Genomic DNA, 12,003 nt, shown 5'->3' with positions numbered 1-12,003 from the left:
GCACTGTCGAAAGGACATAAGGATGACCGAGCCGAGCAATATAAGCCAGCTGAGCGCGCAGGATGCCCAGTTTCTCTATATTCAGTCCGCGACCAACCTTACCCATGTGATGGCGGTCTATATCTACGACCCATCGACTGCGCCGGGTGGAAAAGTCAGGTTCAAGGATATCATTGAGCATATGCGTAAGCGTCTCGACGTTTCGCCGATGTTCAAACGGAAGCTATACCGTCTGCCGCTGGATATAGATCACCCCTATTGGGTCGAAGACGAGCATTTTGATCTAGAGGCCCATATTTCCCATAGCCGGTTGCCCGAACCAGGCGACTGGCGGCAATTCTGTATTCATGTCGCCCGTCATCACAGCAAACCTCTGGATATGACCCGACCACTCTGGGACATGTATGTGCTAGAGGGGCTCGACAATATTCCGGGCTATGCCAAGGGCAGCTATGCTATTTTGACGCGGATTCATCATTCCACCATCGACGGTGTGTCTGGTGCGCATTTCTTTGCCGCGATATCGGACAAGGATACAAAAGGCACGCCGGCGATACCTTTGCCCGAAGGCAAGTCCGCCGCCAATGACCTGCCGACAGCATCCGAGATATTGAATAGGGCGGTCAACAGCACGGTGACGTCGCCGGTGAAACTGGCCCAGGCATTGCTGAAATTTGCGCCGGCTCTTCTCTCATCTGCTCAAAAAAATCTGACACCGGGGGGCGAGAAAACTGAATCCGGTGTTCCCGAAACACGGTTCAACGGCCCCGTTACGCCCCACAAAATGTTCGATGCTGTCACATTTGATCTCGGCGAGATGAAGAAAATGCGTCTCAAAGTGGCCGATGCGACGATCAATGATGTTGTGCTGTCTATCTGCAGCGGCGCGTTGCGGCACTATCTGACCAAACACAAAGAGCTGCCGAAAGATTCCCTCGTTGCTGTCGCGCCGGTCAACGCCCGCAGCCGGTCTGGTGATGAAGCCAATCCTGGAAATAATATCTCTGCAATGACGATCAAAATTTCGTCAAATATTGCTGATCCGGTCAAGCGGCTTGCAGCGATCAGGGACACGACGCGCGAAACCAAGGCCGCAAAGTCCGGGCTCAGTGCGCGGATCATGACCGATCTAACCAAACATATTCCTGGCGTCACAATGGCCGGGGTTGCGCGGATTTTGACCGACGAACGCTTTGCTCCGAAAATGAGCAATTTGATGGTTTCCAACGTGCCCGGGCCACAAAGCCAGCTGTATATGAATGGCGCAAAGCTCACTCATCAATATGGGCTGGCACCTCTGGCACACGGCATGGGCCTGTTCATCGCCACGCCGAGCTATAATGGAACCATTTCTTTCAGCATCATTTCCGACCGGAAAATGATGCCAGATGTTGAATTTTTCCGGGAATGCCTGCAAAGGGCCTTCAAAGAACTGCAGGACGCCAAGCCGAGTGCAGATGCCAACCAAACCAAAAAGACGACCGCGGCATCAAAAAAAACGGCTACACCCAAAGAAGGTTCGGCGATGTATCGACGGGTTGCCAAAAAGCCCAGAACAGTCGCAACAAAAGTGACCGGCGAAGGCAAGCCGAAAGTGAAATAAGGAGCGGATAGATTGTACGCGGTCCCATTTCGGGCTGCGAACGTTCCCATGCGTAATTTTGGTGAAAGAGTGAATCGAAGATGATCCTGAACACGACTTTGAAGATGGAAAAAGCGATGGCGCAAGCCAAAAGCTATTCCGAATGGTCGAAGGCCGCCAAAGCCCACGACAAATCCACCGGAGTCGATATTTGGAAGGCGGCTGACGAGAGTAAGCATTTTGACCATAACTCTATTCGCCGCCGTCTGAAACGCCTCTCCAAGCTTTGGAAGTCACAAGATAATGCGGGGCTTCTATATGCACTGAACGAGGGTATTCACGGGAATATGGATGGCATGGGCAACGCCCGTCTCCACCAGAAAGCAAAATTTGGGACCAAACGGCTAATCCAGGATTATGTCGACGCGATCGCAAACTCCCTAGAATATCTGGCGAGCGACAAGGTCACCGATATACCGTTTGAAGAAAAGCTCGATTTTTTCCGTCGAGCGCAACATTGCTATGGGCGATCAGCATTCCTGATGAGCGGCTCTGGCGCCTATCTCTATTTCCATGTCGGTGTCGCCAAGGCGCTTTGGCAGGAAGGCTTGTTGCCGCATATCATGTCCGGTTCTAGTGGCGGTTCGGTGGTTGGCGCTCTAATCAGCACTCATACAGATCAAGACATCCCGCCTTTCTTCAAGCCTGAAAACCTGATCATCGGTGCGGATCACGAAGATGACGGGCAGGGCGGATTCATGGGCGGTGCCAGACGAATGCGTGCGGATGAAATACGCCAGCGTCTGTCAGACATGCTGCCCGATCTGACATTCCAGGAAGCCTATGAGCTCACTGGGCGTCATTTGAATGTCTCGATCGCTCCGTCGGAAAAGCACCAAACGTCAAGACTTTTGAATGCGATTGCATCCCCGAATGTTTATATAAGGGAAGCGGTCTTGGCCTCTTGTGCCGTGCCTGGCATTTATCCGCCGGTCACATTGGCCGCCAAAAACCATCGTGGCGAACGGGTTCCCTATTTGCCAAACCGCAAATGGGTCGATGGTTCGGTGACGCATGATCTGCCGGTCAAAAGGCTCGCGCGGCTCTATGGCGTCAATCATCACATCGTAAGTCAAGCCAACCCCTTGATCACTCCATTCGCCACAGATGTCAGCCACAAACGCAATCCGCTTTCATCCATCCGCAATGCATCGACAGCAACCATGAAAGCATGGCTCAATGCCAATGTAGAAATCATGCAAAAACCGCTGTCCTATTTTCCGCGTTTGAACAGTATGGCCAATATGGCTCTGTCGGTCATTAATCAGGATTATACCGGGGATATCAATATTATACGCCCGACAATGTTCTGGGGGCCGTCCAAGCTTTTAAGCAATTTGCCGGTCGAGGATATTGCCGAACTTATAGAACTTGGCGAGCGTACTACATGGCCAAAGCTCGAGATGGTTCGGACGCAAAGCAAGATCAGCCAGACGCTTGATCGAATATTGTTTGAATATGAAAATGAACTGGCACATGATCACGAAATTGTCGTGAAAAGGAAGATCGCTTGATACATGAAGACGGGACTCTGACGCTTCCGGAGAATTCCAAAGCGGCGGCAGCGAAGCTCCACTGGCAGAAGTGGCTGCCTGATGGCACTCCGAAAGCAGTGATCCTGCTCATTCATGGTTATGCGGAGCATGCGGGACGATATCAGTATTTCGCGGAACATTGTGTGGGAGCCGGCTATGGCGTCTACGCTGTCGACCATTGGGGCCATGGGAAGTCCGATGGCATTCCAGGATTTGTTCCGGACTTTTCCGTATTTCATGATGGTGTAGATCAAGTGCTAGCGCTTGCGAAACAGGATTTTCCAGACTTGCCAATCGTTCTGGTTGGACACAGCATGGGCGGCTTGATCAGCGCTAGCTATCTGTTGACGGAACAATCCAAATTTGCTGCCTGCGTCTTGTCCGGTCCGGCGGTCAAAGCGGCAGAAGAGCCCTCTACATTCCTCAAGGCCGTAAGTGGCCTATTGTCTACCTGTTTTCCAAAGCTTGGGGTGCTGGAACTCGATTCAAATGGAGTCAGTCGAGACCCGGCCGTCGTGGCAGACTATCTCGCTGATCCGCTCGTTTACAACGGGAAGATGGGCGCGAGACTGGCTGCCGAAATGCTGAACAATATGACCAATGTTCAACAAAATGCCGACAAGATATCGCTGCCACTGCTTATGCTCCATGGCGAGAATGACAGCCTTGCCGCTGCAGAAGGCTCAAAATTCCTAGAGGCCCATGTTTCCTCAAGCGAAAAAATGCTCAAAATCTATCCAGATTTGTTTCACGAGATCTTCAATGAACCGGAAAAAGACCAAGTTTTGAATGATATGACTGATTGGATGGACCAGCAGTTTTCGATTGAAAAAGGATAGTTCAGAATATGGGAATATTCATCACCATTTTGGGTGTCGTCATGGTGGGGCTGATTGCTCTCTATGTTTTGTTCCCCAGGACTCTATTCGACTTTTTCCGCAGTGCATTGCGAAAAAAAGGAAAATTGACGGCCAAGTCGATCAGAGTGGGGGATATGCTTTGGCCCTATCTGGAAGGTGGCTCTCCCGATGCCGAACCGTTGGTGCTGTTGCACGGCTTTGGCGCGGACAAGGACAATTGGGCGGCCTATGCTTCCGAGATTGTCGGCAAATACCGTTTGATTGCTCCTGATCTCCCGGGTTTCGGTGAGAATATTCGGGATATCAACCGTGACTATGACATGACCACGCAGGCGGCGCGTGTGCGGGATTTTCTCGATGCGATGGGCATTGAGAAATGTCATATTGGTGGCAATAGCATGGGCGGTTTCGTTTCCTTGCGTTTCGCTCTGGATTATCCAGAGCGCTTGATCAGCATGACCTTGTTCAACAATGCGGGAGTGGTGGGGGCCAATGAAAGCAAGCTTCAGAAAGAAGCGCAGGACGGCAATAACCCCCTTGAAATCCATAGCCCGGACGATGTGAAACGAATGCTGGCTTTTGTTGCCCATAAACCGATGAAAATTCCTGGACAGTTTCGGAAGATTTTTTACGAGGATTTCGCGGTACACCGCGATCTGCTCGATAAGATATTCTGGAACTTGGTCGAAGATAGCACGGTCAGATCCCTGAATGATCAGCTGGATCAAGTGAAGGCACCGACGCTTATCATTTGGGGACGCCATGACCAGTTGATTGATGTCAGCTGCGTTGACGTGCTGGAAAATGGCATCGCCAATGCTGAATCAGTGATTTTTGAGAATGTCGGGCATGTACCGATGATCGAAAATCCAAAAGCAACCGCAGAACGTCATCTGGAGTTCCTTGCAAAAAACTAAAATTCCCTTCAGTTTAAACAGGATGCACTCCCATTCGAGGAGTCGTCCATGGAGGGATGGTTATGGAATTGAAAGTTGGGTTGCTCGGCGGCGGGTCATGGGGAACCACAGTTGCCTCTTTGGTTTCACGCAATGCGCCGATAAAGCTGTGGGCACGGGATTCTGAAACCGTCAACGACATCAACAACAATCACCGCAACAGCAAATATTTGCCGGATATAAAATTGCCTTCGGCTTTGACCGCGACCTCCGAGATTGGTGAGGCGGTTGCAGGTGCCGACGTGCTGATCATGGGCATACCGTCCAGCAACTTTCGGAACGTGTTGGAACAAGCCAAGCCACATCTTCGGCCTTGGGTGCCGGTGATCAGTCTCACCAAAGGCTTGGAACTGGCTACCAGCATGCGAATGACCGAGGTTATCGAACAGGTCCTGCCGGGTCACCCGGTGGGCGTTCTGACCGGCCCCAATCTGGCGCGCGAAATCATGGCCGGGCAGGCTGCCGCCAGCGTAATTTCCATGGAAGACGAGATTATTGTGAAACAGCTGCAGCAGCTTTTCCACTCCGGCCTCTTTCGCGTCTACACAAATACGGATCTGCTGGGTTGCGAATTGGGTGGGGTGTTAAAAAATATCATCGCCATCGCGGTTGGTATGGGAGATGGTCTGGGGGCAGGGGACAATACGCGATCGGCCTTGATTACTAGAGGCCTTGCGGAAATCACACGATTGGGCGTCGCCATGGGAGGCAAGCCGGAAACATTCTCTGGGCTTACCGGAATGGGCGATATGATCGCCACATGTACAAGCCCGCTAAGCCGCAATCGTCATGTCGGGGTAGAGCTTGGCAAAGGTCGTCATATTGATGAAATCATCGACGAGATGCTGATGGTTGCTGAAGGCGTCAAAAGTGCGCCGACCGTTATCGCTTTGGCCAAGAAATATGGTGTCGCGATGCCCATTGCTGAGGATGTGTTTGAAGTAACCAAAGGCAATCGATCTGCCGTGCGAGCGTTCCGCGGATTGGTGAACCAATCAGCCGGGGCTGAGTCAGAAGCGGGTTGATCCCATGTGACCGTTTGGAAGTGAAAACACTCATAATGGGACCCAAAATGGAAAGGTAAATTGGAAAAAGACGGTCATAATGTGCCGAATATTAACGATTTCCGCTTGTTCATTTTCACTCAAATGGCGCAAAGATAAGCAAATTTTTGAATCAATTAAGCATGTTACGAAATCTTCTTAGTTTTACTTGCTTTGAAATGGGTCATATCATAAAATTCCATACCGTAGGCAGAGGAGTTTGTTAGGCTGAGTATTGTCGAGCAACTTTGTCACATAAGGAGTATGGTATGGACTTTAGCAGTCGAGCGGCCAATGATGCCGGACAGAATTTGCTCATTGAGGTGAATGATATGCTAGTTCAAGCATCGCCAGATTCTGAAGCCAATATTTTCGAAAAACAGTTCAAGGAAATTGAACTGCGGTTTGACCGCTCGGATGAAATATTCTGGTGTTATATGAACCAGAAATCGCGACCAAGCTATACCTATGACCTTGGTGACGAAATTCAGCAGGTACAGGACTGGATACACTCCAACTATGCGATGGGCGGTTCCAAAGACTCAGATCCTTTGCGCTATTTTGTCTGTGGGTCCCGGACGCCTGGCATTTACAATCTTGGTGGTGATTTAAAGCATTTTGCAGATTGTATCCGCCGTCGTGATTTAGGCGCGTTGAAAAAATATGCTCGCACGTGCGTTCATATGCAATATGAAAATAGCACCGGTTTTGGAGCCCCCATCATCACGATGGCGCTTGTTCAGGGTGATGCATTGGGCGGCGGTTTTGAACATGCATTGGCATTTGATATTCTGGTCGCGGAAAAAAGCGCTCGGATGGGACTACCGGAAATATTGTTCAATCTCTTTCCCGGAATGGGCGCATATAGTTTCTTGCGTCAGCGTCTCGGACGACGCGATACGGAACGGTTCATTCTTGAAGGCAAAATGTTCACCGCAACCGAATTGTATGACCTGGGTGTCGTCGATATCTTAGCGGAGGATGGCGAGGGTGAAGCTGCCATCGTTGAGTATACGAAAGAAAATAGAAGACGTTTCCATGCCGAACGTGCGGTCTATAATGCTCGCAAAATCGCTGATCCCGTGAGCTTGGAAGAACTGCTGGAGATAACTGATACTTGGGCTGAAACTGCGCTATTTCTGGAAGAAGCAGATGTCCGGAAGATGGAACGGCTGGCAACGGCGCAGGAACGGCGCATAAAACGTTCGCTCCGAACCGTCTAAACTCGGACTACACGTTGGCTGCTTTGCTCGTATCGCTCGTTGATACGGCTGCGAAATAGGCGCCAACATCTTCAACCTGCTGCTCAACTTTTGTTAGATATTCAAATCGACGATCCCTGAAATCCTGTTCACCGATCACCTCGAGTTTTGAACATATTTCAATGATGCGCGTTGCTCCGATATTGGCAGCTCCGCTCTTGAAAGCATGGGCATGAAAGCGAAAATCATCAACAGACTGGTCCTCTACGGACTTTCTGAAAGCGATCAGTATCTCGCCGGTATCTTCCAAATAGGCCTTTACGATGGAGTTAACAAAAGCCGAGTCTCCGATGGAGAGCAGGTAATCTAGCTGTGTTGGATCCACGACAGGAGAGTCAGGAACGCTGACTTGATTGTCGAGCCTGCTGACCACTCCTAACGGATCTGGAGCCACTTCATCAGCGGCTGGATCGTCATGTGTGACGGTCTGTGAGGCGATCACATCCATCAATTCCTGTGCCTCTATTGGTTTGGTCATCCGCAAATCCATTCCGGCATCGAGACATCGTTTTTCGGTTTCTTCGGTTGAATCGGCGGTCAATCCGATGATCGGAATATGTTTCCTTGGACCTTCAATTTGCCGCCAAAGTTTACAACATTCAATGCCACCCATGATCGGCATGTTGACGTCTAGAAAAACGATATCGAACGCGCTCTTTTCGAGTTCCTCCAGCGCTTTGTCTCCATCTGCGACCGCGGTAACTTCGTGGCCCGCGTTGGACAATATGGTTTCAAGAACCATTTGATTGGTGCGGTTGTCGTCTGCGATCAGCACCCGAACGGAAGCTATTTGTGGTGTCTCGCAATCGTCTATGGTTTCCGTCTGTTGCCTCGCGCCTGAGCCTGCAAATGAACAACCAATCTGGGCCGCACTTCGAATTGCATCAAAATCAGAGCCCGCCGGCAACAGAGTGGCGAAAGCCGCTCTCAACTGCAGGTCTTTGAGGTTTTTCTCTTTGCCTTTAGCCAGAAGAACCGGGGGAAGTTTGGCTTTCTGGAACATCGACCACATCGGAGATTGATCATCATGATCACCCGCAATGGCGCCGTCTAGCAGCGCAATATCATAGGTTTGGAGATTGCGTTCCAACAAAATGGTCTCGATATTGTCTGACGGATGGCACTGGATATGATCGACGATCAATGGTTGGTTTTCAGCGTTGCAGATGACCGGCGGATGCTCATCCATTGTCAGAGATAGGATTTTTACCGTGTTATCATCGGTGTTAAGCTCTTCAATTTGAACAATTTCGGTTGGAAAAGACAAAGTGAATGTGCTGCCTGCGCCAAGCGCACTGTCCACAGATATCTCGCCACCCATCTGGCTAGCGAGTTTTTCACAAATCGCCAATCCCAGCCCGGTTCCGCCGAATTCGCTCACAATATTGTCATTTGCCTGTTGGAAAACGTTAAAAATTTTCTGTTGCGCCTCTTTTGGAATGCCAGGGCCCGTGTCAGTGACGGCAACCCACATCTGATTTTGGCCGTTCGCAACACCCATTCCACATCGTAAGGTGACAGATCCAGATTCGGTGAATTTCACAGCATTGCTGGTGAGATTGATAAGGATATTGCGGACGGAGTCCAATTGGCCAGAGATGAGCTGATTGCTGCTTGGTTCTGCTTGAAGGATGATATCCAGACCTTTTTCCTCAGCCGCAATTTGCATGATATTGCGAACCTCGGAAAGAACATCGACGAGAGAGAATGGTTTTGGTTCGGGCAGTTCATCGCGGGAGTCGGACTGCGCGAAGTTTAGCAATTGATTGATCAAATGCAAAAGGTGACGGCCGGCAGACACGCTGGTGGCAATCATCTGATGTTGTTTGTCCGGCATATTCTGCTCAAGAAGATGCGTGCCGTAGCCGATGATAGCATTTAGCGGAGTGCGCAATTCATGACTAATGCTGGCCAAAAACAGGCTTTTTGCTTTATTTGCGGCTTCCGCCTCTTCCTTGGCTAGCGAAATTTTCGTTATCAGTGTCGAGCAATATGCCGGTATGATCACCAGTCCGATCAGTAACCCGATCGATAGTGATGGACTGTTGCGCCAATAGTCGACGCTATAGGCGGTCCATCCAAACGCGATGGTCGCCATCGCGGAAGCCAGGAAAAGCCACTTCACGCCAAATCGAAAGCCGTTTCCGAGAATGACCCAGAGGAGTAACGGATAGACAGCCGCGAAGCTTGCTCCGCCAATTTGAAAGAGGAAAGCCGCTGCGCCAAAGTCGATGCACAGACCTACGAAACGGCGCATGTTAGAGGTTTTTGGGTTTAAGCGATACGCAATGGCGATTGAGATGCTTAGCGCAAAATAGACGCCAAAACCGACAATCAATCCAACGGCTGCATCGAGCAGAGCGCAGGCAGACCATGCGATAACGATCAACACGATCCGGTTCTTAATCATCTCATGTTCGCGATCGCGGGCCTGACCATCCATACTACCGTGCCGGTGCATGTGGTGCTTGTGCGACTTACTCATGTTTTTCGATGATGTGGACAACACTTTGGTTAGCCTTCTGCTGATTGGATCGGGTGACCCGATTCTCGTCCATCAAACAGTTTGCCGAGGTTTTCCGCCCGTTGTGGACGTGCAATTTTGAAACCTTGGATCTCGTCGCAGCCTGAAACTCTCAACAGGTCCAGCTGGGCATCATTTTCAACGCCTTCCGCGATCACGCGCATGTCTAACGCATGCGCCAGATGGGCAATAGTACCAATGATGGCCCGGTCCGCGGCACTATGCTCGATGCGCGATATAAATGCGCGATCGATTTTCAAGCAATTTGCTGGAATGTCTCTTAGATATTGCAGTGAAGAATAGCCCGTTCCGAAATCATCAATAGAGATTCCAACGCCAAGACTGCGAATACGTTGAAGCGTATCCCTTACCTGTTCGCTGTTGTCGATCAGCAGTTCTTCAGTGATCTCAATGGTGATCTTCGATGGTTCAATGCCATTGGCTTTGATATTTGCCATCAGCTCGTCACAGAGATTATGGGTTTCAAATTGCCGCGGTGATACGTTGATCGCAACACGGGGCAGGTCGATACCGCGGTCGGCATAAGCTTTGATTTCGCGGCATACTTCACCAATGACCCAATTGCCGAGCATATCCATAAGCCCGCTATCATCCGCAACCCGGATGAATTGCATCGGCAGCAACCGTCCCCGGGTTGGATGATCCCACCGTATTAGAGCTTCCAAGCCCACATAATCGAGCGATTGGGCATCAACAATGGGCTGATATTCGAGAGCAAATTGATTTTCGTTGAGTGCATCACGCAATTCGTTTTCCAACGCCGCATCGGCTTGCGCGATTTCATTCATGCCTTCGGAGAAGAATCTGTGGCAGTTACGACCGTTGGCTTTGGCATCATACATAGCCAAATCAGCCATGCGCAGAACTTCCTCATATTCATCGCCATCGCTAGGTATGAGGCTGACGCCGATGGACGCGCTGATCATCTGTCCAACACCGCTGATTGCATATGGTTCTTTGATTGCTTTGAGAATTTTCGAGCATCGCGAATTAATAGAGTCGACACTTTCGAACTTGCTAAAAATGATCGCAAACTCATCACCACCAATGCGCGCGGCAAAGTCTTCTGGACCGATAACTTTGGAAAGGCGTTCTGCGACTTCTCGCAAAAGAGCATCACCGCTGTGATGACCACGGGTGTCGTTGATAATTTTGAAGCGATCCAGGTCGAGCAGCAAAAGCGCGGCTTCAGTGTTTGATTTCTGGCAGTGCTCGATGGTTGATTTGACATTTTCTGCAAGCAGAACCCGGTTTGGAAGGCCGGTCAGCATGTCGTGCAATGCAAGGTGCGTTCTATGTTCTTCGGCAAATTTCCGGGCGGTTATGTCAACCGCAGTTGTTAGAACGCCAATCGTCTCACCCTTGTGGTTGAGCAGTGGCGATTTGTTGCAATGAAAGATCAGGTCCACGCCATCGCTGGCAATTTTCTCTTCATAATGCGGAATTGCAAGGCCGGATTTCAGGACAAGCGCATCCCGTCTGCGCGAATTTGCGGCCAATATCGGTTCGAAATTATTGGCAAAGTCTGTGCCGACCATTTCATCAGGGTCTTTGTCGAACAAGGCCGATTGATAGGCGTTCGTGAACAGACATTTGCCCGAACGATCCGTTGCATTGATCATGATCGGGATTGTATCGATTATTTGTTCAAGCATGCTTTTGCCTGAAGGACCTTCATTTGATAATGCCGGGGTCACCGCTGCATGTTTGCGCTCGATTTCCGACGCACGCATGCGCAGCGTGACACTTTTCTTGGTTTTCGTCAGCAACGACATGGCGCGACTGCAAAATTCCACGTGGGACACCGGACTTTGCAGAAAGTCAGTGGCCCCTGCATCGAGCGCGGCAAGTCGACATTCACGATCTTGGTGCGCGGTGATGACGATGGCGGGAATATCACTGGCACCAGGCATCATCCTGACTTTTCGGATGAATTCCGCACCATTCATTTGCGGCATACGATAGTCGACGACCATCAAGTCTACGCTATTCTCTTTCAGCCAATGGAGTGCTTCTACCGGATCTGCGTACGTAACGGCGGAATATTTTTCCCCCATCAACGTCACAAACTGGGCATAAATCCTCAGATTGGTGGGTCGATCATCGACTATTAAAACGCGCGTGCTCATGATTACAGGCACTATCGGCTTTTGCTCAAGA

Annotated in this window: 8 protein-coding genes; 6 read left to right on the top strand and 2 right to left on the bottom strand. The window is 50.3% G+C overall.

The window, feature by feature from the left end; all coding sequences use genetic code 11:
- The first annotated feature begins 22 nt into the window (after positions 1-22).
- The 6 genes from ABJV08_RS13425 (at position 23) to ABJV08_RS13400 (ending at position 7,259) form a co-directional block, all read left to right on the top strand.
- Positions 23-1,603, top strand: a complete 1,581-nt coding sequence (locus ABJV08_RS13425) for a wax ester/triacylglycerol synthase family O-acyltransferase (protein WP_348039748.1) — start codon at positions 23-25, stop codon at positions 1,601-1,603.
- 80 nt (positions 1,604-1,683) lie between these two features.
- A complete protein-coding gene (locus tag ABJV08_RS13420; RefSeq protein ID WP_348039749.1) occupies positions 1,684-3,156 on the top strand; it encodes a DUF3336 domain-containing protein in 1,473 nt (490 codons plus the stop codon).
- Positions 3,153-4,016 carry a lysophospholipase gene (locus ABJV08_RS13415; RefSeq protein WP_348039750.1) on the top strand — a complete coding sequence of 288 codons (864 nt, stop codon included), beginning with the start codon at positions 3,153-3,155 and terminating at the stop codon, positions 4,014-4,016. Before ABJV08_RS13420 ends, ABJV08_RS13415 begins: the two co-directional genes overlap by 4 nt.
- Positions 4,017-4,024: 8 nt before the next feature.
- Positions 4,025-4,954, top strand: a complete 930-nt coding sequence (locus tag ABJV08_RS13410) for an alpha/beta fold hydrolase (protein ID WP_348039751.1) — start codon at positions 4,025-4,027, stop codon at positions 4,952-4,954.
- A gap of 62 nt (positions 4,955-5,016) precedes the next feature.
- Positions 5,017-6,018 carry an NAD(P)H-dependent glycerol-3-phosphate dehydrogenase gene (locus tag ABJV08_RS13405; RefSeq protein WP_348039752.1) on the top strand — a complete coding sequence of 334 codons (1,002 nt, stop codon included), beginning with the start codon at positions 5,017-5,019 and terminating at the stop codon, positions 6,016-6,018.
- A 287-nt stretch (positions 6,019-6,305) separates the two neighbouring features.
- A complete protein-coding gene (locus ABJV08_RS13400) occupies positions 6,306-7,259 on the top strand; it encodes a crotonase/enoyl-CoA hydratase family protein (protein ID WP_348039753.1) in 954 nt (317 codons plus the stop codon).
- Between the two features lie 7 nt (positions 7,260-7,266).
- On the opposite strand, the gene ABJV08_RS13395 is transcribed toward ABJV08_RS13400, so the two are convergent.
- Entirely contained in the window at positions 7,267-9,783 is a 2,517-nt protein-coding gene (locus tag ABJV08_RS13395) for an ATP-binding protein (protein WP_348039754.1), read from the bottom strand.
- 29 nt (positions 9,784-9,812) lie between these two features.
- Positions 9,813-11,972 (bottom strand): EAL domain-containing protein, encoded by a 2,160-nt coding sequence (locus ABJV08_RS13390; protein WP_348039755.1) that lies wholly within the window; start codon positions 11,970-11,972, stop codon positions 9,813-9,815.
- Between the last annotated feature and the right edge of the window lie 31 nt (positions 11,973-12,003).

It is taken from the genome of Parasphingorhabdus sp., from assembly GCF_039982395.1.
Taxonomy (GTDB): domain Bacteria; phylum Pseudomonadota; class Alphaproteobacteria; order Sphingomonadales; family Sphingomonadaceae; genus Parasphingorhabdus.
The sequence above is the reverse complement of the archived record's forward strand: the minus strand, read 5'-3'. Positions and strand labels throughout refer to the sequence as shown.

What these genes read in the sequence shown, in the direction of transcription:
- ABJV08_RS13425 (WP_348039748.1), top strand. Translation starts at nt 23, where the DNA reads ATGACCGAGCCGAGCAATATAAGCCAGCTGAGCGCGCAGGATGCCCAG.
- ABJV08_RS13420 (WP_348039749.1), top strand. Translation starts at nt 1,684, where the DNA reads ATGATCCTGAACACGACTTTGAAGATGGAAAAAGCGATGGCGCAAGCC.
- ABJV08_RS13410 (WP_348039751.1), top strand. Translation starts at nt 4,025, where the DNA reads ATGGGAATATTCATCACCATTTTGGGTGTCGTCATGGTGGGGCTGATT.
- ABJV08_RS13405 (WP_348039752.1), top strand. Translation starts at nt 5,017, where the DNA reads ATGGAATTGAAAGTTGGGTTGCTCGGCGGCGGGTCATGGGGAACCACA.
- ABJV08_RS13400 (WP_348039753.1), top strand. Translation starts at nt 6,306, where the DNA reads ATGGACTTTAGCAGTCGAGCGGCCAATGATGCCGGACAGAATTTGCTC.
- ABJV08_RS13395 (WP_348039754.1), bottom strand. Translation starts at nt 9,783, where the DNA reads ATGAGTAAGTCGCACAAGCACCACATGCACCGGCACGGTAGTATGGAT.
- ABJV08_RS13390 (WP_348039755.1), bottom strand. Translation starts at nt 11,972, where the DNA reads ATGAGCACGCGCGTTTTAATAGTCGATGATCGACCCACCAATCTGAGG.